We start from the raw sequence: 22,285 nt of genomic DNA on the forward strand, positions 1-22,285 counted from the left end.
CCATGACCGGACGTGACGGCGGGGCGGATATCGGCCCCCTTGGAGATTTTGATCCGGTTGTGATCCTGGTACGCCCGCAGCTTGCCGAGAATATCGGTACGACGGCGCGCGCCATGGCGAATGGCGGCCTGTTCCATCTGCGCATTGTCGCCCCGCGCGACGGCTGGCCACAGGAACGCGCCTGGTATGCATCCTCGGGCGCGGACCGGATCCTGGACGCGGCTCAGGTGTTCGAGACGGTGGACGATGCCGTGGCCGACCTGCACCGCATTTTCGCGACGTGCCCGCGCCCGCGCCATGTGGTCAAGCCGGTCATGACTGCGCGAGGTGCCGCCGCCGAACTGCGTGTCGCCTCCACCCGTGGCCTGCGCACCGGCATTCTGTTCGGGCCCGAACGCGCCGGTCTGGATAACGAGGATATGGCCCGCGCCGATACGCTGGTCCGCTATCCGCTCAACCCGAAATTCATGTCGCTGAACCTCGCACAGGCCGTGCTGATCATGGCCTATGAGTGGTTCCTGACCGAAGACATGACGCCACCGCGCGAACTCATGACCAACGAGACGCATGTGGCGACGAAGGGGGAGATGGAGAATTTCATGTCCCACCTCGTCCGCGATCTGGATGAGACCAATTTCCTCAGAAATGAGCAGAAACGCCCCGGAATGTTGCGGAACCTGCGTCATTTCTTCACCCGAGGCGAAGTGACGGAACAGGAGCTTCGCACCCTTCACGGCGTTGTCAGCGAACTGAGCAGCGCTCGCAGGAACAGGAGCTGACCCCATGATTCACTGGCGCCACCGGAAACGGATGCAAGCCCGACCTGATCCAGGGGCGCCAGAATCACAGCACGGACATCCCACCGTCGTCGAGACGGTCAACAGGATCCGGGCGCATGTCCTCGAAGAGAACGGCCGCAGCGACATCATCCGCACAGGTCTGGATTCCGGCGCTCTTGGAGACCTCTATCATACCCTGATGACCATGAGCTGGTTCATGTTCTTCTGGGCCTCGATCGGGCTTTATCTGGTCATCAATATCGCCTTTGCGCTGATGTATTACGTCATCCCGCACAGCGTCAGCGGCATTGCGGACGGGGATTTCCTCGACGATATTTTCTTTAGCGTTCAAACGATTTCGACCGTCGGTTACGGCACCATGTCGCCCGTCGGACGCCTGACGAACACCATCGTCTCGTTCGAAGTTCTGGCAGGCATGATGCTGAACGCGCTCGCCACAGGGCTGGTCTTCGCCCGCTTTTCCCGCCCCCGCGCCCGCGTGCTCTTCAGTCATGTGGCGGTCGTCTCCTATGACGACGTGATCCCCACTCTTACGATCCGCATCGCCAACCAGCGCCGCACCCTGATCCTGTCCGCCAATATCGAGATGACGCTCACGCGCCTTATGCCGGACGAGCGCGGACGTCTGGTCCGGCGGTTCGACCGGCTTACGCTGGTGCAGTCCCATATGCCGATCTTTCGCATCAGTCTGAACGCGACCCATCTGATCGACGCACAGAGCCCGCTTTTCGGTCTGTCAGCCGAGACGCTGATTGATCAGAACGCGGAAATCATCATCACGATGGACGGCACGGACGAAATCTCGTCCCAGACCGTTTTCGCCCGTCATGCCTACGAAATCGGACATGTGAAACACGGCTACCGTTTTTCGGATATGATCGCCAATCGTCCGGATGGACGCGTGGAGGTCGATTTCCGTCGCTTCCACACGACCGAGCCGGGCGATACGCCGCAAACGCCTGATCCTACCCCCTGACAGGAGACATCCCATGACGGATATCGTGACGGACGACAGACATGATTTCGGGACCGGCCTGCTGAAGGCCTCGGTCAGGAGCCATGGCGCCGAACTGGTCGCCTTGCATAACGGGACGGACGATCTGCTCTGGAACGCAGGACCGGCATGGCCGAGACAGTCGCCGGTCCTGTTCCCGATCATCGGCAGGCTCCCCGAGCATGAGATCACGCTCGATGGCGCCCCCGTCAGACTGAAACAGCACGGCTTAGCGCGGGACCGGGTCTTCCGCTGGATCGCGCGGACGTCGGAAGGCTGCACGCTGGAACTGGTGGACGACGTCGAAAGCCGTGCGATCTTCCCGTCCGCCTTCCGGCTGCGACTGGTCTATCTGATCGAGAACAACACCCTGCGCGTCTCGTATCATCTGCATAATCCGGACAGCGCCAGCACGCTCCATGCCTCACTCGGCGCGCATCCGGCCTTCCGCTGGCCGCTGAAGCAGGGCGTGGCAAAAGACAGCTACAGGCTGGTTTTTGAATATGACGAACCCTTGCCCGTCCGGCGCATTGACGCTGACGGACTGCTTTTACCTGAAAAGCAGCATACGCCGGTCCTGGACAACGTGCTTGCGCTGACGGATGCGCTTTTTGAAAAAGACGCGCTCATCCTTGAGAAACCCGAAAGCCGGTCCGTGGACATGGTCGGCCCGGATGGAGCGGGCATCCGGTTCGTCTGGGGCGGCTTCAAAGAACTTGGCCTATGGACGAAACCCGGAGCCGATTTCCTGTGCATCGAGCCTTGGTACGGCTATGCGACGCCAGTGGGCTTCAAGGGCGATTTTTCACAGAAACCCGGCCTGTTACATCTGAAGCCGGGCGAAAGCTGGACGGCGTTCTGGTCTGTCAAGGCGATCTGAAGAGATCGACCCCGTCGCGGTTGTTGAAAAGCGCGACGGGGCAACAGGGTCAGGCCTGAATGGCGTCCCGCAGACGGGCCACCGTGCGTTCGCGCCCCATCAGGCCGAGCAGAACGTGCAGTTCCGGACCGGCATCTTCACCCGTCAGGGCCAGACGCAGCGGCATGAAGAGGGTACGCCCCTTGCGGCCTGAAGCTTCTTTGAGCGTGTTGGTCCAGTCCTTCCAGGTGTCCTCACCCCACGGCTCGGCGGGAAGGGTGTCGAGGGCCTGCTGAAGAAACTCACGGTCTTCCGGCTGTGAGGGTGGGACGATCGTGCCATGCACCACATCCCACCAGTGCGGGATCTCGGCGGAGAGGTCCACGTTTCCGCGCACCGCGTTCCAGAACGTCTCGTCAGCTTCCGGCGGAAGATGTGCCTTCGCGGCCTCAAACGGCAGGCTGTGCAGCGCGCGACGGTTCAGGGCGAGAAGCTGCGTCATGTCGAACCGCGCGGCCGACTTGGAAACATGCGAGATGTCATAGGCCGCGATGGCCTCGTCCATCGTCATGACCTGCGGATCATCTGACGATCCCACGCGGGCGAGATAGGAGACGATCGACATCGGCTCCAGCCCGTCCTGACGCAGGGACTTCAGCGCGAGCGAGTCGAACCGCTTGGACAGCTTCCCGCCATCGGAATCCAGCAACAGCGGCAGATGCGCGAAGGTGAAACGGTTGGGCTTTGCACCCAGTGCCTCGGCAATATCGATCTGCACGCCCGTATTGGTCACATGGTCTTCACCACGGACGATATGGGTGATCCCCAGATCCAGATCGTCGATCACGGAGGCTAGCGTGTACAGGATTGTGCCGTCCCCGCGCACCAGAACCGGATCGGAAATGGCCGTCAGCTTGACCGAGCACTCATCCATGACGAGGTCGTTCCATTTGCGGCTGCCATCGCTGAGGCGGAAGCGCCAGTGCGGGGTCTTGCCGTTGGCTTCGGCACGGGCACGCTGATCGGCCGTAAGCTTGAGCATGGCACGATCGTAGATCGGTGCCTTGCCGCAGCGGATGCGGGCTTCGCGCTTGGCGTTCAGCTCGTATTCCGTTTCAAAGCAGGGATAAAGACGGCCTGTTGCCTTCAGCTTTTCAATAACTTCGGCATAACGGTCTAGCCGCTCGGACTGGCGGACGTATTCGTCCCATTTCAGCCCCAGCCAGGACAGATCCTTGCCGATTGCCTCTTCATATTCGGGCTTGCCCCGGCTGGTATCGGTATCGTCGATCCGCAGCAGGAACTTGGCGCCGTTATGGCGTGCGAAAAGGAAATTGGCGACGGCAAGGCGCGCATTGCCAACATGCAGGTAACCGGTCGGGGACGGAGCGAAGCGCAGTTTCATGACGCCTTAATGCCGCATGATGCGCCGCGTTGCCAGAGCGGGTTTTCAGGAAGGCCGCGCAAAGGATGGGGAGCCTCCCCATCCTTCGTGCCGGATATTCAGTGACGGATCACTTCGTGACGGTTTTCGTCATCTTCGTCATCATCCTCATCCGGCGGACCATTGATTTCCTCGTCGTCGACCAGGCGACGCGGATCAATGGCGCGCCAGTCACGCTCCATCGGCGTGGCGCGGCTGGCCGCGAAGTCTTCGAGCTCGGTGGAGGACTTCCAGCCATCTTCGCCGGCATCCACGACTTCGGCGTTTTCACCGAACGCCAGCCAGTTCTCGATAACTTCCTTACTGCTCGCACCCGGCGTCCGGCAGCGCTCGATGCTGTCGCGAACATAGGCGCGGGCATAGGCGTTGGCGTGCATCAGGTCGATGAAGTCCTTGACCACCTCGACCGTATCATCCTCGCCTTCCGTCGCGCCTGACAGGTCGATGATGCGCACGTTCCACGTCCCCGCCTCAGTGCCGTTTTCGGAGGCGCCTTCGACAGGGTCAATCGTATCGTCGGTCATGAAATGTCCTTGGATGTCTCGTGGCTGTCACGGACCTTCTGGAGCAGGAACTCGCGTCCGAGCTTGACGCGGGGCTGCCCGTCATAGGCCACGATATCAGCCGTTGCATAGGTTTCGGACCAGCGGTCGGGAATGAAGGACCCGCTGCCGATCACGTCGATCGGGGCATGAGCGTCCCGCATCGTCGAACATTTGGCGACGTTGAATCCGGAAGACGCAACGATCCTGACATGATGGAACCCTGCATGGTCCAGAGCCTCCCTCATGCGCCAGATTGCTGCCGCCGACACGCCCGTTCCCACCAGATCGCGCAGCTCCTGATCGGAACGGTAGCGGCGGATGGTGCCCGGCGTGTGACGCTCAAGCACACCATATGAGGTCTGGGGGTCCAGTCCTTCAAGGAAGCGACCGCCATGAGTGTCCAGACGGACACTCAGATGACCCTTCGCAGCACGTTCGGGAAAGCGGCGGCAGACGGCGAGCGCATCCGTGATTTCCTGTCCGAAGTAATCCACCAGAACCGTCAGCGGATCATTCGGATACACCTCGTCATACATCTCCGCCGCACGCAGCGTGGAGCCTGCATAACCGATCAGGGCATGGGGCATCGTACCTAAGCCCGCCTCGAGACCGAAGAAACCAGCCGTGGCGTCATTGGCGTTGCCGATGAAGCCGCGTGCGCCTTCCTTTCGGGCCGCGCGGGAGCCGACACCCGCTGCATAGGCCATCTGTTCCTGCATCTCAAAGCCCGCGCAGTGACGGGCGTCCATGGCAAGGAACGGGATGGAGGGCAGTGCCATGGCCATCTGATAGGCATTATGTGCGGCCACGCAGGTCGAGCCGATCCGCTGGAGCACCAGCGTTTCCAACGGCGCCAGACGGCTGAAACTGCCGCTCAGGTAGAGTAACGGTTCACCCGCGCCGACCCACTCGCCTTCGGCGTACATTTCCCGGCAGTCAAGGTCGAAGCCCTGCGCTTCCGCCACGTTCTTCAGCCACTGCGTGACCAGACCGCAGGCCGCAATCACCGGACGGCGGATGAACACCGCATAGGTGACGCGGGAATCCCCGAAATGCTCCACAATGTGCCGCGTTCGCCCGAAATAGGCGTCCGTCCGCGCTTCGATGGTTTTCTCGTCCAGCGGGCCGAGAGTGCCAAGCGCGCGCCGGAGCGCGGCTTGTGGAGTCTTCTGGGGATCGGAAGCGGTCATTATTTCTTTCCTGCTCGTCCCGTCAATTCCTGAGCAAGAAGGAAGGCCATTTCAAGGGACTGCTCCGCATTAAGGCGCGGATCACAGAATGTTTCATAGCGACCAGCCAGATCGTCTTCGGTAAGGCACTGTGCGCCGCCGATGCATTCCGTGACATCCTGACCCGTCATTTCAAGATGGATGCCACCCGGACGACGGCCTGCCGCCTCGAAGACATCGAAGAAGCCGAGCACTTCGCCAAGGATGTTGTCGAAAGAGCGCGTCTTGATCTTGCTGGACGTGGTCGTGGTGTTGCCATGCATCGGATCGCACAGCCAGGTCACGGTGCGGCCCGTGCGGTTCACGGCATCGAGCAGCGGCGGCAGATGCTCGCGCACCTTGTCTTTGCCCATGCGCGAGATCAGCGTGATGCGACCGGCCTCGTCATTCGGGTTCAGGATTTCGAGCAGCTTCTCGAGATCCGCAACCGTCGTGGTCGGGCCCACCTTGATACCAATCGGGTTCTGCACACCGCGCAGGAACTCAACATGCGCACCGTCCGGCTGGCGCGTGCGGTCACCGATCCACAGGAAATGTGCCGAGCAGTCATAGTAATCGCCGCTCGTGCTGTCCACGCGGGTCAGGGCCTGTTCATACGGCAGCAACAGGGCTTCGTGAGACGTGTAGAACTCCGTCTCGTCGATCTGCGAAGCCGAGCCGTCGAACCCGCAGGCACGCAGGAAGGACAGCGTCTCGTCAATGCGATGGGCCAGATCCTGATAGCGCGCGGCGAGCGGCGAGCGCTCCACGAAGCCCAGATTCCAGCTATGGACCTGATGCAGGTTCGCGTAACCACCATGCGCGAAAGCACGGAGCAGGTTCATCACGCCGGCGGACTGGAAATATCCGGTTTCCATACGGCGCGGATCGGGAATACGGGCTTCGGGCGTGAATTCCGGGCCGTTGATGATGTCACCGCGATAGCACGGCAGCGTCACGCCATTGATCGTCTCGGTATTGGACGAGCGCGGCTTGGCGTACTGTCCGGCCATGCGCCCGATCTTCACGACCGGAACCTTGGCGGCGAAGGTTAGCACGACCGCCATCTGGAGCAGGACGCGGAATGTGTCGCGCACGATGTCGGCGGTGAACTCGTCGAAGCTCTCGGCACAGGCGCCGCCCTGCAGGACGAAGGCCTCCCCGCGCGACGCCGCGGCCAGACGCGTCTTGAGACGGCGGGCTTCCCCCGCAAAGACCAGCGGTGGATATCGATGCAGACGAGCTTCGACAGCAGCAAGCGCCGCTTCATCCGCATAGGATGGAGCCTGGACGATGGGGCGGGAACGCCAGCTTGCAGGAGACCAGGACATCGTGTTGGTGGACGTCGGGGTCTGGCTCGAGGGGTGCATCAAATGCCCTCCGGAAGGATGTGAATGCAGGAGTTGCGGGGGGCTGGTTATGGCCGAAAAAGCGCGACGTTGATAGCGCGAAACGTCAGATTGTATCGCATGGCACCTGTCTGCGGATGGAATGTTTCGCGAATGCGGGAGACCCCGTGCCATGCAAAGCGCGATGCCCCGCCCCAGACCACGACATCCCCATCCAGAAGTTCGATGATACGCTTCGGATCACTCCGGCTCGTGCCGCCAAACGAAAAGCGTGCCGGGATCCCGAGGGAAACCGACACAACCGGCGCTTCCGGCCGCCCCTCATCGCGATCCTGATGGAGCCCCATACCCGCTCCCGGCATATAGCGGTTAATGAGGCAGGACGCCGGATCGAAGCCATCATACCCCGCTTCCGATGCGGCCCGGATGGCAAGATGACGAAGTGCGTCCGGCATTGCGGGCCAGGGCTCGCCGGTTTCGGGATCGGTCCGGGTATAGCGGTATCCGGAGGGATCGGCCGTCCAGCCGCAGGCTCCGCAGGAGGTCATGGCGGCGGACATCGCCCCCATGCGCGTGTGGAAATGCCGGAAGGGCGCGATGGCGCTCACATCCGCAATGGCCTGATGGAGCGCGGGGGCATCCGGCAAGGCAAAACCGGGCAGCCATACCGCACCTTCCGCCAGAACGGTCCGGGGACGCAGAGAGGCGAAAAGATCCTCCATCCGGTTATTCCTCAGACGCTTTCAAACGGCGATAAAACCTCTCGAATATCGGCATGACTTTCATATGGGAGCCTTCTGCGGCCTCTGTCAGGGGAAAAGAACTCTTGAACCCGGCTCAAAGCAGGCCGATTATAGTGTCATATGCCGTCTTGCCGGGAATGTCGGAACATGACGTTCTCTCTCGTCCGGAAGGCAGTCTTGTTGTTATGATCGGCCAAGGACTGGATCACATGTTGTCCTCTTCCCGTTTCTTCTGCCATGCCCTGCTGGCAACTGCCCTGGTGGCCGGGGCGGCACAAGCCCAGACCGCGACATTCGGTCAGCCTTATGCCTCCGGCACGACCCTTCCCGTGCAGCCGGATCAGGGCCAGACGGATGCCAAGCAGCAGGCCACAACCGGCGGCGAGCATTTCCGTGCGCGCGGCCATCGCAAGCCGCCTCCGGGCTATTCCGATACGCCGTCCAACGATTTCGAGCATGGTCCGGACCCGGATCACGAGGCCGGAGTGGAACGTGATTCCGTAACGGGCGCAAACCTGTCCAAGTTCGGATCATCCTATCAGGGCAGCAACAACACGCAGTCCGGCCAGCTCGGCGACGCCACCGGCAACGGCTACGTCGCACCGCGCGGAAACGGCTGGTAAGACACGCAACCAAAACCCCGGCAGCAAGTTCTGATCCCCGTATGAACTCCTTCGAGGATCAGAACCATGCCGTATATCACCGCCACTGATGGAACCAGCCTTCACGTTAAGGATATGGGCGCAGGCAAGCCCGTTGTCCTGATCCATGGATGGCCCTTAACCGGGGACATGTGGGAAAAGCAGACGCTGGCACTGGTGGAAGCGGGTTATCGGGTCATCACCTATGACCGTCGCGGCTTTGGCCAGTCCGGCCATCCGATCGACTGCTACGACTACGATACCTTCGCCGACGATCTGGCTGTCATTCTCGAACAGCTCGATCTGTGGGATGCGACGCTTGTCGGATTCTCCATGGGGGGCGGTGAAGTCGCCCGCTATCTGAGCCGCCACGGCCGCTCGCGCATTTCCAAGACCGTTCTGCTGTCGTCCGTCGTGCCGTTCCTGCTCAAGACGTCCGACAATCCCAAGGGCGTGGACATCTCTGTGTTCGACGGCATCAAACAGAAAATCCGTCAGGACCGTTTCGGCTTCCTGAAAGACTTCATTCCCGAATTCTACGGCGTCAGCATGCTCCATCACCCTGTCAGTCAGGGCGTGCTGGACTGGTCCTTCCTGCTGGCTAGCATGGCCAGTCCGATGGCCACGCTGGACTGTGTGGATGCTTGGGGCACGACCGATTTCCGTTCGGACCTGCAGGCCTTCACCGTCCCGACACTGGTGATCCACGGCACGGCCGATTCTGCCGTTCCGGCTGGCATCTCCGGCGAGAAAGCCGCGGCCGCCATTCCGGGCTCGACCTGGATTTCCTATGAAGGCGCCCCGCACGGACTTTTCATGACCCATGCCGAGCGCGTGAACGAAGATCTGCTCCGCTTCCTCGCCACGCCCTGAGACGCGTCAGAACGCCCCTTTGAGAAACGCCCTGCTGACCGGCATTTCAGTGCGCACGATCAGCAGGGAACCAATGGCCAGAACCAGATCGTGGCGGATCGACGGATCCTGCGACTGGCGTTCCAGTGCATAAAGTTCATCCAGCGTCGGGTCGATGGTCGCTGTTGTATGCGTCAGAGGCAGCTTGCGGCGGGACAGGTTGCGGACCAGCCCGTCCACCGCCGCCACTGCCGTGTCCGGCAGGCTTCCATGCTGTGCCAGCTTGCGCAGCATCAGCACGTTTCGCCCGACCGTCAGCACCGAGAGCGTTCCGCGCAGCATGGCCTCCGCCCGGTCGCTGGACAGAGAGCCCGCAAAACGCACGGCGCGCTCCATGCTCTGCGTGCCTTCGTTGATCCAGACATATTCGTCCATCACGACACCCGGCAACGCCAGACGTCGCAGGCTACGCTTGAGCTGATAGCGCAGCACCTCGCCCGCACGGGCGGGCGTAAACGGCAGGATGGCACGGAAGATCACCACACCCGCCCCGAGGCCCAGCAGCAGGGCAATGGTGGTATTGAACCAGCCGAGCTCGTTGATGCGTCCCTGATTGTCCATCCCCAGCAGGAACGGAAAGAATGTTCCATAGGACGCCGCCATGACCGCCGTGGACGGATTGCGGGCGGCCAGCCCGCCGATCATCATAAAGAACCCGACCACGAGGCAGAAGAACGGATAATTCGCCGTAACCGGCATCACGATAAAGACCGGGATGATGCTTCCCAGAGCCGCAAAAACCGCCCCGTAGAAAAATGCAGAACTCAGCAGCACGGTGTTTTCAAAAGTTGCGAAACGCGCGCAGACCACGGCGATGAAGGTCAGGAACACACTGCCCTGCGGCCAGGCCGTGACTTCCCAGACATAGGCCCCGAACAGCAGTGCGACCGTTGTGCGGATGCCGTTACGCATGGATGCGCGCCAGTCCGGATTCCGGGTCAGGCGATGCCGCTCCGAGACCGGGGCTCCGTCCACGCTGGCCCGATAGGACCGCAGGGTCTCGCACAGGTCGGACAGCATGACTTCCACGCCCGTGAGAATGATTCCTTCGTTCAGGGAGTCCTCGTCGTCGCGGGGCAGAACCGTCTGCATGCGCCCCCGGCACTCCGCCAGAAGGGCTTCGGCCTGCATCAGGGCGCCGATGCCGCGACGATCCGTCACCAGACGCTCTGGCAAGCCGTCCAGAGCATTGGCCATGCTTTCCATGAAGGGGCGCAGGGCTTCGGGCTGATGCGTCACGGACGTCATGCGGGTGCGCAGACCCAGTCCACGCGACAGGACGCGCGCAACCAGCCCGAGCGTGACATAGGCGTGCTCGACCTCGTTGCCCTCGCTGCGGATCTCAATGCGGCTGAATTCGATCTGATCGCTGGAGGCCTGCAAAGATCCCAGCAGCGCGGACAGATCATCCGTCGCGCCCGTTTTCTGGCGCAGCACGGCCGTCAGCGCCGGGACGGCGCGGGTGAGAATGGCCTGAAGACGGTTGCGCAGCTCTTCACGCGCACGACCGGCGACATTGGGCAGCGCGATCATACCCATCGCCGTCTCGCAGATCACGCCGAGGAAAATATAGGTTCCCCGCGCCATCGCGATGTTGAAGACGTGATCCGGCTCTTTCACCGCGCCCAGCGCGATAATGGTGCAGGTATAGCCCGCAAGCACGAGCGCATAACCGCGGAAGTTGTGTGTCAGCGTGGCAAGGCCCGCGCACAGCCCGACCCAGATGGCGAGAGCCGGCAGAAACAGCCATGGAGACTGCGGGAACGCTGCCATGAGCACGATGGCCATCACCATCCCGATGACGGTGCCGACCAGACGCCAGCGTCCTTTGGAAATACTCTCGCCGCGTGAATTCTGGGCGACGATCCAGACGGTCATGGCGGCCCATTGCGGCTCACCAAGTTCCATCCACAGCGCAATCGCCAGCGCCAGAAGCGAGGCGACCGTGGTGCGGAGGGCGAACATGACGGACGTGATGGACGGGGCAAACAGCCAGCCAAACTTCATGCCCGGTCTTGCCCTTCAGAAATTCTGTGACGGCCCGACTGCCGGGCCTCCGTGAGACCAGTACGCGCCGTCATGATGTGTCAGCCTGCTTTTCGGGGAACGTGGCGCGTGAGGCTCCGCATGGTCACGAACTCCTCCGCACTGGTCGGATGCAGGCCGATCGTGCGATCGAAATCCCGCTTCGTCAGCTTTGCCGTGATCGCAATGGCAAGGCCCTGAATGATTTCCGGTGAATCCGGGCCGACCATATGGGCGCCAAGCACGATCTGGCTCTTTGCGTCCACGACCAGCTTCATCAGGGTCTTGCCCTTACTGCCCGACAGCGTCTGGCGCATCGGGGTGAAACTGGATGTGTAGATGTCCACGTCATGCGTCTGCACAGCGTCTTCTTCAGTAAGACCCACCGTAGCAAGCGGCTGGGAGAAGAACACGGCCTTGGGCGTCGTGGCGAAGGACCATTCGCGGCCCGGCTCGCCAAAAAGACGCTCGGCCAGAATGTGACCTTCGGCAATGGCGGTGGGCGTGAGGTTGTAGGTATCCGTCACGTCCCCGATGGCATAGATGCCGGGCACGTTCGTCGTCGCATCGTCGGGCCTGGCCGGAATCCGGCCGTCCCAGGTCGCCACGCCCGCATTGTCGAGCTTCAGCGGCGCCAGATTGGGATGACGGCCCGTTGCCATGAACACGCAGTCTGTCTCAATGACCTCCCCGCCTTCAAGATGCAGTCGGAAGGCCTCGCCGACCTTCTCGATCCGCTCAGGGGAGCGGCCGGGATGCGCTTTGATGCCGTTCAGCGGCAGCAGCTCGGAGAGATGGGCGCGCAGTTCGTTGTCAAAGCCGCGCAAAGGATGTTGCTGGCGGAAGACCAGATCCACCTTCGAGCCGAGCCCTGCAAAAATCCCGGCAAATTCAACGCCAATATAGCCGCTGCCGATCACGGCGACGCGCTCGGGGCGGTCAGTCAGATGGAAGGCATCGTCCGAAACGATGGCATGTTCAGTGCCGGGAATGTTCAGGCGCGTGGGCGTAGAGCCCGTGGCGATGACGATGTTCTTTGCCCGGACGCGCTGGACGGACGCATCCGGCGCGAGTTCGGACGGCCCGATTTCGACCGTATGAGCGTCCACGAAACGCGCATCACCCGTAAACAGCGTAACCCCGGCCTTTTCCAGCATCGAGACATAGATGCGGTTCAGGCGCTCGATCTCGCGATCCTTGGCGCTGATCAGCATGGACCAGTCATGCGCCACCGGCGCGACGTCCCATCCATAGGACGGGGCATCGGCGATCTCGCGGCCATAATCGGCCGCGTAAACCATCAATTTCTTGGGTACGCAGCCCAGATTGACGCAGGTTCCGCCCCAGTGACGGCGCTCCGCAATCGCGACGCGCGCTCCGTTCTGGGCGGCAATGCGCGCGCAGCGCACCCCGCCCGAACCGGCACCAATAACGAACAGATCAAAATCCTGCATCATTCCGGCCTCTCGTACCCTGTTATCAAACCTCAGCGCTCGGCGAAGGCCTTCTCAACGACATACGAACCCTGATGGCTCATATTGCCTTCCTCGAAACCCATACGCTCCAGCAGGGCTTCGGTGTCGGCCAGCATTTCCGGCGAACCGCAGATCATGACGCGGTCATGCTCGGGGTCGAGCTTGTCGATACCCAGATCCTCGAAGATCTTGCCCGTCTCGATCAGCTTCGTGATGCGATCGGTCACGGCATAGTCTTCGCGGGTCACGGCCGGGTAGTAACGCAGCTTGCCGGCGACGAACTCACCGAGGAACTCGTGTTCCGGCAATTCGTGGCGAATGTGGTTCTCATAGGCCAGCTCGCCCGAAATGCGGACGGTATGGCTGAGAATCACGTTTTCATAGCGCTCATAGGCCTCGGGGTCCTTGATGAGGCTCATGAACGGCGCCAGACCCGTGCCCGTGGACAGGAAATACAGGTTGCGGCCCGGCTTGAGGTTGTCGAGCAGCAGCGTACCAACCGGCTTGCGGCCGATCAGAACCGTATCACCAACCTTCACATGGCGCAGACGCGAGGTCAGCGGACCATCAGGGACAGCAATGGAAAGGAACTCCATGTTGTCTTCGTAATTGGCGGAGGCGATCGAATAGGCGCGCAAAAGCGGCTTGCCTTCGACTTCGATACCGATCATCGCGAACTGGCCGTTCTCGAAACGCAGGCCGGGGTCACGCGTCGTGGTGAAGCTGAACAGGCGGTCCGTCCAGTGATGGACCGTCAGCACCTTCGCCGGATACAGATGCGCGTATTCCTTGCTTGGCTCGGCAAGACGATACTGCTTCGGATGGCCTTCGAACGGCACCAAGCCGGTCAGGGGCTCGTCGATCTCGGGGGTGGGGGCAGCAAAAGTCGGGGTAGACATGTCTGGTTCTGTCTCCGGTGCGGAACGGATAACAGGTCTCGGACCTGATAAGGGTCGGGTCTTTTAGCCCAATCGTCACCGCTCGGGAAACCCATCCGCGTTGAAGCGCATGCCGGAATGACGCACAAGACTCTTATGACAGACGACTCCATGCCGGACGCCCCTCTTTCCGACACACTCTCTCCGGCCGAACGCGCCCTTCAGCGGGCCGAGGCCGAATTCGGAACTTCGCTCGACATCACGTCGCGCGAACGCCCTGCCCTGCTGCGCCAGGTTGCGCGCCGGCTTGAAGGCCCGGAGGCAAGCCTGTCCCATGACGGGCTGATCGAGGCGCTATGCGTTGTGCGCCGCAAGACCTGGGCATCCCAGCTCATGAATCTGTGCCGCAGGGCCGGTGAAGTCTGGGTGAGTAAAGCCGACACGCAGGACGCGGCGGCCCGCACCCATGACCCGCGCGCCGACATGCCTGCCCTGCGCCGGACACTGGACGACGTTCTGATGACGCGCTGGCAGGAGATGGGCGATTCTCCGCGCGCCGTTCTGGAGGATGTGCGTGCCGATCTCGCCGACACTGGACTGATCCTGTCGAGCGGCCAGCTTGAAAAGCTTTCACAGAGCATTGCTAGCGCCTTCGGCAGCGTCGATCTGGGCTTTGAGGACGATCTGCGCATTGCGGAAGAACGCCGCGCTCGCGAACAGGCCGACATTCAGGCCCGTGCCGAAGAACGCCGTGCCCGTGAGCTTGAACGCCTGCGGCAGTGGGAAGAGGGACTCGTCAGCTTCGATGATCTGCCCGGCGTTCTGCACTGCTCCCGCCGCGAGGCGCTGCGCTGGGTTGCGGAAAACCGGATTCCCGTTGCGCGCCGCGAAACGCGACCGGACGGAATCGAGCTGTTCTTTTTCGATCCCATAGAACTCAAACGGCTTCGGACATTCCTGCCACAGTGGCGCAGCGGAACGAAAGACCGGCCGGAAGTTCTGGATCTGGGCAACAAGGCGGGCAATGCGGCCATTGCCCGCGTCGCGGCTCTGGACCGGTTCGCGGCCCATTTCCGCACGGCACGCGCGCTGAAACGGCGTATCACGCTCGTGACCGGACCGACGAACTCCGGCAAGTCCTATACCGCCCTTAATGCGCTGGCGAATGCCGAAAGCGGGCTGGCACTCGCGCCCCTGCGCCTGCTCGCCCATGAATTCCGCGAGTCTCTGCTCTCACGCGGCGTTCCGGCATCCCTGTCCACGGGCGAGGAGCGGATCGAAATGCCCGGCGCGCGCCATCTGGCGGCAACGGTCGAGATGTGTCCGTTCCACAATCCGGTGGATGTCGCGATCATTGACGAAGCACAGATGCTCGCCGATCCGGACCGTGGTGCCGCCTGGACGGCTGCCATCATGGGTGTTCCGGCACGGCATGTCTTCATCCTTGGCGCGCCGGACTGTATCCCGCTGGTCAAGCGCATCGCCGAGCTTTGCGATGATCCGGTGGATGAGATCCATCTCGAACGCAAAAGCCCGCTCAAAGCGGGTGAGACCTTACATCTCGATGAACTGAAGCCCAGCGATGCCGTCATTGCCTTTTCGCGCCGCGAAGTTCTGGATCTGCGCGCCGAGCTCATGGCGCGCGGGCGTCGCGTGGCTGTAGTCTACGGCGCCCTGAGCCCGGAAGTCCGTCGTGCCGAAGCCGCCCGGTTCAACAATGGCGAGGCAGACATCCTGATCGCGACGGATGCCATCGGCATGGGCCTGAACCTCTCGATCCGGCGGGTCGTGTTCAGTGCGCTGCGCAAGTTCGACGGACGCCAGACGCGCGATCTGGTCTCGCAGGAAGTCAAACAGATCGGCGGTCGCGCCGGACGCTATGGCAAGCATGAAAACGGACTTGTCTGCGTGCTGGCCGGAGCGGGCAGCCCGACCTTCGTCAAGAAGATGCTGAGTGCGCCACCTGAAGTCGTCACGGAACTCCGCCCGCTGGTTCAGCCGGATTCGGATATCGTCCGGGCCGTTGCCGAAGAAATTGCCAGCGACAGTCTCTACGGCGTTCTGACGCGCATCAAACATGCCGTTCTGCGTGCGGATGACCCGAACTACCGCCTGGCCGACATGGAACAGGCGCTGGAAATCGCAGCCGCTCTGGAAGGCGTGGAAAACCTCGACCTTTCGACACGCTGGACGTATGCCATGTGCCCGATCGACGAGCGGGACAACGGGATCCAGCGCCTTGTCCAGTGGGCGGCGGATCATGCGGCCGGGCGACCGGTACCGCCGCCGGGCACGGGACGTCTGCCGCATCCGGAGCAGGCGGGACGCGAGGAGCTGGAGCGGGCCGAGAAACGTCACAAGCGGCTGGTGGCCTGGCGCTGGCTCGCACTGCGCTTCCCTGACGCCTATCCGGCCCGTCAGGACGCGGAAATCAATACATCCATTCTCAATGACTGGATCGAACAGGTTCTGCGGACCCAGAGCCGGATGCGCGAAAGCCAGAAACAGCAGCGTATTGGAGGGCGTCCAGGGCGCGGCGGCGAAAGATCCGGCGGCAGACCGGGAGACAGAAGCTCCTTTTCCGGGCCGAAAAAGCCGGGAGGCCATCCAGGCGGGCGAAGTTTTCCTGCAAAAGGCGGCAAGCGTTCGGGGAGCACGCGCAAACGACCTTCGTAATTCGCGCACCGGCCTGACGGATGTCAGGCCGGTTTTAATCAGGCGGACTTAGGCGAACGACCCGTTTTTGCGTTCTGGATTTCGCTTTCACTATGACGCACGCGTCGTTCGATCCATTTCTGGGCCTGCAACTTGATGAGCGGATCGAGCTGCCGGTAGAGGGCAAGCATCGTGTCTTCATCAGGCGTCAGGGTGGCCTGAATCGCCTTGTAAGCCATGCCCGTCAGAAGGACTTCGGGCTCCACTCCCAGAACCTCGGCTAGACCGCCCAGATGTTTTCCCACATGGCCTGAGCGCCCCGTTTCCCAGAAAGCCACGGCCGAACGCGAAATTCCGACCTTTTCGGCCAGCTGATTCTGGCTCAGGCCGGCCATTTCCCGCAGAAGCCGAATACGACGCCCAAGCTCAAGTCCGGGGGAAAGCTGCGCCTGTGGAATGGCATTTTTGGTCAATACGGCCTCCGTTTCTCTGATCCATGCCTTGTATGCCGCTTCGGAAGTCTGTGTTGGAACGAGCGATTTTCCTTCAGTTCTGAAACAGACACGTCCTGCCGCAAGCGTTACGATTTCGCGGACCTCGCGCACTGACCGATCAGATGCGGAATAAGACGTCCATTTCTGCCCAAGCCCGAGCTGAAGTGTCGTTTTCATGTCTAAGCCTCCGAACTGACGGCCACGGCGCGTTCTGTTCTGCGCCTGTCGTGCAACAGAAATTTCCCGCCCGTCAGGGTTCCCGCGCCGTCGCGCAAAAACCTCTGTCTGCTCGATCCATTTTGGAAGATAGCGGTAGCTGGATCAGATTAGTCCTCTTTCGCTTTTCAGGAAAAGAGGGATCATACCCCCCTGCCCTTTTAAAAATTCACAAGACGAAAAGTTTCCTGAAAAACCCCGTCTTTTTGAGTCTGCTTACGGTGCATCCTGCGGAACGAGCACCATCGTGTCAGACGTCTTGCTCCCGTGCAGGACAAGGTGATTCTCTCCTTCCCGCGACCAAGACGTCACGGTCGGCAGAAATGCGCCGATCTGTCGTTCCTGTTCCATCAGCGGCGACAGACACGCCTTGCGCGTCATGGCCAGTGGCTGAAAGCGAAGTGTCCGGGCCTCAAGTCTGAAGTGGCCCATTAGGCGGTTGCAGCCATCCGTTCCGTAAACCGTCCCGTCCTGCTGAAGGGTCAGGCCCGGTGCTTCAGGCGTATTGGGGAAATTCAGGGCACCGACACTCTGGATTCGCCACGTTCCATAAGGCGCCCGAACGGTCGTTTCCGCGACACGCCGCAGCAGAAGCTGCGGGTGATCGAGTGGTACGCCCCCATCCGGCGTGGCGAAAAGCCGCCGTCCCTCTACCGTGATTTCCGCATTCAGCACATAATGCCCCCCCGGCGGCAGCGCGGGATAGGTCAGCGTATAGGGAATGGGAACGCCATGATGGATCTCGTCGCGCTGCTCGGCCATGACGAGGGGCGCGCCATGCGTGGCGCCCGTATCCTCGATCCAGACACTCAGAACCGCGCCCGGCGGCAGGGCCATGCGCTCACGATACAGCGCCTGACCGTGCAGCGTGTGCATGGCATTCGCCCGATCCACCGTTGGACTGGCGGCATAAACAGGCAAACTGGACAGGGCAGAGCCTGCGGCCAACAAGGTCAGGACGAAGCGGCGGAGCGTGATCATCATGCGCAGGGTTCCTCAACCGATGCGGTTCAGCCCACCCATATAGGGACGCAAAACCTCGGGAATATCAATGCTGCCGTCTTCGTTCTGATAGGTCTCCATGACCGCGATCATCGTCCGGCCGACAGCAAGACCGGACCCGTTGAGCGTGTTAACGAAGGCCGGTCCATTTTCCGCACGATAGCGCGCATTCATCCGGCGCGCCTGAAAATCGCGCGTGTTGGAGCATGAGGAAATCTCGCGCCATGCCTTCTGGCCCGGCAGCCAGGCCTCCAGATCGAACGTCTTGGCCGCGCCAAACCCCGTATCGCCCGCGCAGAGCAGCATCCGACGAAACGTGATGCCGAGACGCTCCAGAACCGTCTCGGCGGCCTGCGTCATGCGCTCATGCTCGGCCTCGCTGTCTTCCGGCCGCACGACCGAGACCAGTTCGCATTTCGTGAACTGGTGCTGGCGCAGCATGCCACGCACGTCACGCCCGGCGGAGCCAGCTTCGGAGCGGAAGCACTGCGAGAGTGCGGTCATGCGGATCGGCAGGGCATCGGCGGGCAGGATATCGCCCATGACAGAGGCCGTCAGCGGCACTTCGGCGGTCGGGATCAGCCAGCGGCCGTCTTCGGTGCGGAACGAGTCCTCGGCGAATTTGGGCAGCTTGTCCGTGCCATACATCGCGTCGTCATTGACCAGAAGCGGCACGCTGGTTTCGCTGTAGCCGAACTCGGTCGTATGGGTGTCGAGCATGAACTGGCCAAGGGCGCGTTCCAGACGCGCCAGCGCACCGCGCAGAACCACAAAACGTGTGCCCGACAGTTTGGCCGCGGTCGGGAAGTCCATCTGGCCCAGCGCTTCGCCAAGCTCAAAATGCTGTTTCGGCTCGAAAGCCAGCTCGCGCTTTTCGCCTCGGACATGGACGACGACGTTGTCGTCTTCGCTCCTGCCGTCCGGGACGGAGGCGTCAAGACGGTTTGGCAGGGCTTTCAGCACATCGTCGATCCGGGTCTGGATCGTGTTGGCACGCTCTTCAAGCCCGGCGATCTGATCCCGCAGGGCTACGGCCTTTGCTTCAATCTCAGCAGTGTCGAGCTTCTGCCGCTTGAGCAGGCCAATTTCCTTGGCGATCGTCTTGCGGGCGGCCTGTGCGTCCTGAAGCGCGACCAGAGCAGCGCGGCGCTCTTCGTCTTCGCTGACGAGCTGCTGTCCCACGGGTGACAGGCCCCGACGTGCGAGAGCAGCGTCAAAAGCGGCCGGGTCGGCGCGCAGGGCTTTCAGGTCATGCATGGTTCAGGGCTCCGGCAGGTGTCATCAGTCTTCGTCGGCGGCCATCGGTTTCGGTTCCACGAACCGGGCCGTCAGGATGGATACCTCGTACAGTGCGACGAGGGGAATGGCGAGGCTCAGCATCGTAATCGCATCGGGCGGGGCAATGACGGCCGCAACAGCAAAGGACGCGACGACAGCATAGCGACGGAAACGCTTGAGTTGCGCCACGCTGAGCAGGCCGACGCGGACCAGCAGCGTCAGAATGACGGGCAGTTCGAAACAGACCCCGAACGCCAGGATCATTTTCGTGACCAGCGTCAGATATTCCGAGACCTTGGCCTGAAGCTCGATCTGCATGCCGCCATCAGTGTTCTGCGGCGTCTGGAAAGAGAGAAAGAACTGCCACGCGTAAGGAAACACGACATAATAGGCGAGTGCCGCGCCGATCAGGAACATGATGGGCGTGGCGATCAGGAACGGCGCAAAGGCGCGTTTTTCGCTGCGATACAGTCCGGGCGCGATGAAAATCCAGGCCTGGATGGCGATCATGGGAAAAGACAGGCAGGTCGCGCCGAAAACGGCCACGCGGATATAGGTGAAGAAAGCCTCATACAGCGCGGTGTAGATCAGGTGCGGCTGTTCGCCGTTCTTGCGCATGATGTTGCCGAGCGGGGCCGCCAGAAAGCGGTAGATCTCGCCCGAAAAATGGTAGCAGATGGCAAAGGCGATCACGAAGGTCACGATCGACCAGATCAGGCGTTTGCGCAGTTCTACGAGATGCTCGAGGAGCGGCATCGGCGTGTCGTTGATGCTGTCGGTGTCGGTCATTCGCCGTCCTTTCCGCTCGCGATGGGGATGCGCCGGCCAGCATGGATGGCCCGGACGGGCGGCAGGATGTCGGGGGCACGCCAGCGGGAACGTTCATGCTGAAGCCGCCGTGCCGTGCTGGGCGGCAGAATGGACGGAGCGCCCGCGACATCTTCGTTGACGTCCGGCTCCTCCTGCGCGGGCAGGTCCACGGCCGGCTCGAACTGCGGACGGGCGTTGTAAGGCACCGTTTCCAGATCGGTCAGGGACGACGCAGGCGGTGGCGGAAGCGGCGGTGCGGCTGGAACCCTGGGCAGTGCAGCGGCCGAAGCCTTCGTGGAGGCATCCAGATCCAGACTGCGCCGGATGGAATTGTCACCGTCGATGGCTTTCGTGACGCGGTCGCGCAGGTTGAAGCTCTTCAGATCCCGGAACTGGTCCCGAGCCTCGGACAGATCGGCCTCACGGACCATCTCGTCCACATGGGACTGGAACTCCGAGGCCATGCGCCGCATCGCCTTCAACCCGTTGGACAGGGTGCGGATGGCAACCGGCAGGTCCTTCGGGCGGATGAAGACCATCGCCACCATCACGAACAGCGCGATTTCCGAGAAACTGAAGTCAAACATGCGACATTCCTAGCCTGTCTGCTCCGTTCCGCCTACGGCAGAACCGTTCGGCGCATCGTCTTCCACTTCTGTGGAGGCCCGATCCAGCAGGAAATCTTCCCTGCGCGGCAGAGCGGCAAGATCCGGGAGGGCGAAACTTTCCAGAAAATGGGCCGAGGTGCCCCACAGGACAGGGCGACCGGGCACCTCCTTGCGCCCTTTCGGAGCGATCAAACTGTCTTCCAGCAGGGCGTCAAGAATGGCCTGCCCGAGCGAAACACCCCGAATGGCCTCGATTTCTGCGCGAGTGCAGGGTTGGTGATAGGCCACGATCGCCAGCGTTTCCATCGCCCCCCGGCTCAGGCGACGCGGCTTTTCCACGATTTTCGTCAGAGCCGAGGCATATTTGGGGCGGGTGCGGAACTGCCAGCCGCCCGCAACCAGCACCATTTCGATGGCATGATCGACATAGAGTGTACGGACGGCCTCAATCGCCTCCTCCGTTGCGACGGCAACGGACTGGGCTCTGAGAAGTTCTGCGATTGCAGACGGTTTGACGGGTTCAGGACTGGCGAAAACCAGTGCCTCCACCAGACGGCAGGCCCGGTCGAGCATTCTGGAGTCGCTCATGATACGGGGCGCCATTCGATGATGCCGAAAGCCTCGGGCTGACGCAGTTCGAGCGCCCCGCCTTTCGCCATCTCCAGCCCCGCGAGGAGCGTCCCTGCCAGTGCTGCGTTGCGTCCGTAAGGCCCTTCTTCGCCATCCAGTTCGTCCGGGTCCGGCAGGAGGGAGGTCAGGGTGTGCCAGCCGACCACGCTGTTCGTTCCAAGGAGGCGTTTGAGACGGGACAGCGCGTCCTGCACGCTCCAGTAGCGGCGGGCACGCGGCACATAGACTGTCCGGCGCCCTGTTCTGCGCCGGGCAGACAGATAGGCGGTGATGAGCGCAGGCATGTCCACGCGCAGGCCGGAGCGGTCGATTTCAGTATGGTCCTCGCCCTCCCCGCGCCGGAACACGTCCAGAGCAAGCCGGGGCTGTTCGGCCAGCCACCGGGCGGCGGCACGCATCCGCTCGAGTTCGATCAGGCGTTCCTGCAGAAGCTCGATGGCGTCTTCGGCGTCCGGGTCTTCGTTTTCGGCGGGAAGCAGCAGTTTGGATTTCAGCCAGGCAAGCCAGGCCGCCATGACGAGCCAGTCCGCCGCCAGTTCCAGCCGCAGGCTCCGCGCCTCCGCACGGGCCTTGTCCACCACGGCCAGATACTGCTCCACCAGTTGCAGGATGGAGATTTTCGCCAGATCCACCTTCTGCCTGCGGGCCAGATCGAGGAGCAGATCGAGCGGCCCCTCAAACCCGTCAAGCGTCAGATGCAGTGTCTCGCTCAAACGCCA

At 62.0% G+C, this 22,285-nt stretch carries 21 protein-coding genes; 6 read left to right on the forward strand and 15 right to left on the reverse strand.

The features are described 5' to 3' along the window. Positions 1-2 precede the first annotated feature (2 nt). Genes HK22_RS08070 through HK22_RS08080 form a run of 3 tightly spaced genes read left to right on the forward strand, consistent with a single transcriptional unit; the run spans position 3 to position 2,674 of the window. Positions 3-779, forward strand: a complete 777-nt coding sequence (locus HK22_RS08070; protein WP_062033653.1) for an RNA methyltransferase — start codon at positions 3-5, stop codon at positions 777-779. Between the two features lie 4 nt (positions 780-783). Next, positions 784-1,776, forward strand: coding sequence for an ion channel (locus HK22_RS08075; protein ID WP_082780247.1), 993 nt, complete (start codon positions 784-786; stop codon positions 1,774-1,776). 13 nt (positions 1,777-1,789) lie between these two features. Continuing rightward, on the forward strand, positions 1,790-2,674 hold the full coding sequence (locus HK22_RS08080) for an aldose 1-epimerase family protein (RefSeq protein WP_086648906.1): 885 nt from the start codon (positions 1,790-1,792) through the stop codon (positions 2,672-2,674). 49 nt (positions 2,675-2,723) lie between these two features. On the opposite strand, the gene gltX is transcribed toward HK22_RS08080, so the two are convergent. The 5 genes from gltX to alkB all read right to left on the reverse strand — a co-directional run bounded on the left by gltX (position 2,724) and on the right by alkB (position 7,921). Then, complete coding sequence (gene gltX / locus HK22_RS08085; RefSeq protein WP_086648907.1) at positions 2,724-4,058, reverse strand: glutamate--tRNA ligase; 1,335 nt, start codon at positions 4,056-4,058, stop codon at positions 2,724-2,726. Between the two features lie 98 nt (positions 4,059-4,156). After that, entirely contained in the window at positions 4,157-4,621 is a 465-nt protein-coding gene (locus tag HK22_RS08090; protein ID WP_062110661.1) for a hypothetical protein, read from the reverse strand. Beyond that, complete coding sequence (locus HK22_RS08095; RefSeq protein ID WP_086648908.1) at positions 4,618-5,832, reverse strand: nicotinate phosphoribosyltransferase; 1,215 nt, start codon at positions 5,830-5,832, stop codon at positions 4,618-4,620. Before HK22_RS08095 ends, HK22_RS08090 begins: the two co-directional genes overlap by 4 nt. Continuing rightward, positions 5,832-7,220 (reverse strand): class II 3-deoxy-7-phosphoheptulonate synthase, encoded by a 1,389-nt coding sequence (locus HK22_RS08100; RefSeq protein ID WP_062033665.1) that lies wholly within the window; start codon positions 7,218-7,220, stop codon positions 5,832-5,834. Before HK22_RS08100 ends, HK22_RS08095 begins: the two co-directional genes overlap by 1 nt. Before the next feature lie 47 nt (positions 7,221-7,267). Next, positions 7,268-7,921: a DNA oxidative demethylase AlkB gene (gene alkB, locus HK22_RS08105; RefSeq protein ID WP_086648909.1), complete on the reverse strand. Its 654-nt coding sequence runs from the start codon at positions 7,919-7,921 to the stop codon at positions 7,268-7,270. 230 nt (positions 7,922-8,151) lie between these two features. On the opposite strand from alkB, the gene HK22_RS08110 reads away from it, so the two are divergent. Both HK22_RS08110 and HK22_RS08115 read left to right on the forward strand, forming a co-directional pair. Then, a complete protein-coding gene (locus HK22_RS08110; protein ID WP_174694416.1) occupies positions 8,152-8,565 on the forward strand; it encodes a hypothetical protein in 414 nt (137 codons plus the stop codon). Positions 8,566-8,631: 66 nt separating this feature from the next. Continuing rightward, positions 8,632-9,456, forward strand: coding sequence for an alpha/beta fold hydrolase (locus tag HK22_RS08115; protein ID WP_062033674.1), 825 nt, complete (start codon positions 8,632-8,634; stop codon positions 9,454-9,456). Between the two features lie 6 nt (positions 9,457-9,462). Here HK22_RS08115 and HK22_RS08120 read toward each other — a convergent pair whose 3' ends face one another. The 3 genes from HK22_RS08120 to HK22_RS08130 form a co-directional block, all read right to left on the reverse strand. Next, entirely contained in the window at positions 9,463-11,502 is a 2,040-nt protein-coding gene (locus tag HK22_RS08120) for an FUSC family protein (protein WP_062033676.1), read from the reverse strand. 80 nt (positions 11,503-11,582) lie between these two features. After that, the gene (gene gorA, locus HK22_RS08125) at positions 11,583-12,977 is read right to left on the reverse strand and encodes a glutathione-disulfide reductase (RefSeq protein ID WP_198945509.1); all 1,395 of its coding nucleotides are present in this window, start codon (positions 12,975-12,977) and stop codon (positions 11,583-11,585) included. A gap of 29 nt (positions 12,978-13,006) precedes the next feature. Then, complete coding sequence (locus HK22_RS08130; RefSeq protein WP_086648912.1) at positions 13,007-13,894, reverse strand: ferredoxin--NADP reductase; 888 nt, start codon at positions 13,892-13,894, stop codon at positions 13,007-13,009. 135 nt (positions 13,895-14,029) lie between these two features. Here HK22_RS08130 and HK22_RS08135 point away from each other — a divergent pair, with 135 nt between their 5' ends. Beyond that, a complete protein-coding gene (locus HK22_RS08135; protein WP_086648913.1) occupies positions 14,030-16,549 on the forward strand; it encodes a helicase-related protein in 2,520 nt (839 codons plus the stop codon). A gap of 38 nt (positions 16,550-16,587) precedes the next feature. Here HK22_RS08135 and HK22_RS08140 read toward each other — a convergent pair whose 3' ends face one another. The 7 genes from HK22_RS08140 to HK22_RS08170 all read right to left on the reverse strand — a co-directional run bounded on the left by HK22_RS08140 (position 16,588) and on the right by HK22_RS08170 (position 22,279). Then, on the reverse strand, positions 16,588-17,199 hold the full coding sequence (locus HK22_RS08140) for a helix-turn-helix domain-containing protein (protein WP_197460462.1): 612 nt from the start codon (positions 17,197-17,199) through the stop codon (positions 16,588-16,590). A gap of 255 nt (positions 17,200-17,454) precedes the next feature. Continuing rightward, positions 17,455-18,222 carry an META domain-containing protein gene (locus HK22_RS08145; protein ID WP_062110674.1) on the reverse strand — a complete coding sequence of 256 codons (768 nt, stop codon included), beginning with the start codon at positions 18,220-18,222 and terminating at the stop codon, positions 17,455-17,457. 12 nt (positions 18,223-18,234) lie between these two features. After that, entirely contained in the window at positions 18,235-19,497 is a 1,263-nt protein-coding gene (serS, locus tag HK22_RS08150) for a serine--tRNA ligase (RefSeq protein WP_062033681.1), read from the reverse strand. Between the two features lie 24 nt (positions 19,498-19,521). Beyond that, positions 19,522-20,307, reverse strand: a complete 786-nt coding sequence (tatC, locus tag HK22_RS08155) for a twin-arginine translocase subunit TatC (protein WP_062033683.1) — start codon at positions 20,305-20,307, stop codon at positions 19,522-19,524. Next, entirely contained in the window at positions 20,304-20,915 is a 612-nt protein-coding gene (gene tatB, locus HK22_RS08160; protein ID WP_062033685.1) for a Sec-independent protein translocase protein TatB, read from the reverse strand. Before tatB ends, tatC begins: the two co-directional genes overlap by 4 nt. 9 nt (positions 20,916-20,924) lie before the next feature. Further along, positions 20,925-21,524 carry an SMC-Scp complex subunit ScpB gene (scpB, locus tag HK22_RS08165; RefSeq protein WP_086649107.1) on the reverse strand — a complete coding sequence of 200 codons (600 nt, stop codon included), beginning with the start codon at positions 21,522-21,524 and terminating at the stop codon, positions 20,925-20,927. Next, a complete protein-coding gene (locus HK22_RS08170; protein WP_086648914.1) occupies positions 21,521-22,279 on the reverse strand; it encodes a ScpA family protein in 759 nt (252 codons plus the stop codon). The genes scpB and HK22_RS08170 overlap by 4 nt, the downstream gene beginning before the upstream one ends. Positions 22,280-22,285: the final 6 nt, after the last annotated feature.

The organism is Gluconobacter sp. DsW_056 (assembly GCF_002153595.1).
GTDB classification, from domain to species: Bacteria; Pseudomonadota; Alphaproteobacteria; order Acetobacterales; family Acetobacteraceae; genus Gluconobacter; species Gluconobacter albidus.

Bases quoted from the DNA above. Each gene is read 5' to 3' on its own strand.
- HK22_RS08115 (WP_062033674.1), top strand. From the start codon at position 8,632: ATGCCGTATATCACCGCCACTGATGGAACCAGCCTTCACGTTAAGGAT.
- HK22_RS08095 (WP_086648908.1), bottom strand. From the start codon at position 5,832: ATGACCGCTTCCGATCCCCAGAAGACTCCACAAGCCGCGCTCCGGCGC.
- HK22_RS08080 (WP_086648906.1), top strand. From the start codon at position 1,790: ATGACGGATATCGTGACGGACGACAGACATGATTTCGGGACCGGCCTG.
- HK22_RS08110 (WP_174694416.1), top strand. From the start codon at position 8,152: ATGTTGTCCTCTTCCCGTTTCTTCTGCCATGCCCTGCTGGCAACTGCC.
- HK22_RS08090 (WP_062110661.1), bottom strand. From the start codon at position 4,621: ATGACCGACGATACGATTGACCCTGTCGAAGGCGCCTCCGAAAACGGC.
- HK22_RS08075 (WP_082780247.1), top strand. From the start codon at position 784: ATGATTCACTGGCGCCACCGGAAACGGATGCAAGCCCGACCTGATCCA.
- HK22_RS08100 (WP_062033665.1), bottom strand. From the start codon at position 7,220: ATGCACCCCTCGAGCCAGACCCCGACGTCCACCAACACGATGTCCTGG.
- HK22_RS08140 (WP_197460462.1), bottom strand. From the start codon at position 17,199: ATGAAAACGACACTTCAGCTCGGGCTTGGGCAGAAATGGACGTCTTAT.
- alkB (WP_086648909.1), bottom strand. From the start codon at position 7,921: ATGGAGGATCTTTTCGCCTCTCTGCGTCCCCGGACCGTTCTGGCGGAA.
- HK22_RS08135 (WP_086648913.1), top strand. From the start codon at position 14,030: ATGACAGACGACTCCATGCCGGACGCCCCTCTTTCCGACACACTCTCT.
- gltX (WP_086648907.1), bottom strand. From the start codon at position 4,058: ATGAAACTGCGCTTCGCTCCGTCCCCGACCGGTTACCTGCATGTTGGC.
- HK22_RS08070 (WP_062033653.1), top strand. From the start codon at position 3: ATGACCGGACGTGACGGCGGGGCGGATATCGGCCCCCTTGGAGATTTT.
- tatC (WP_062033683.1), bottom strand. From the start codon at position 20,307: ATGACCGACACCGACAGCATCAACGACACGCCGATGCCGCTCCTCGAG.
- HK22_RS08130 (WP_086648912.1), bottom strand. From the start codon at position 13,894: ATGTCTACCCCGACTTTTGCTGCCCCCACCCCCGAGATCGACGAGCCC.
- tatB (WP_062033685.1), bottom strand. From the start codon at position 20,915: ATGTTTGACTTCAGTTTCTCGGAAATCGCGCTGTTCGTGATGGTGGCG.
- HK22_RS08145 (WP_062110674.1), bottom strand. From the start codon at position 18,222: ATGATGATCACGCTCCGCCGCTTCGTCCTGACCTTGTTGGCCGCAGGC.
- HK22_RS08120 (WP_062033676.1), bottom strand. From the start codon at position 11,502: ATGAAGTTTGGCTGGCTGTTTGCCCCGTCCATCACGTCCGTCATGTTC.
- gorA (WP_198945509.1), bottom strand. From the start codon at position 12,977: ATGATGCAGGATTTTGATCTGTTCGTTATTGGTGCCGGTTCGGGCGGG.
- serS (WP_062033681.1), bottom strand. From the start codon at position 19,497: ATGCATGACCTGAAAGCCCTGCGCGCCGACCCGGCCGCTTTTGACGCT.
- scpB (WP_086649107.1), bottom strand. From the start codon at position 21,524: ATGAGCGACTCCAGAATGCTCGACCGGGCCTGCCGTCTGGTGGAGGCA.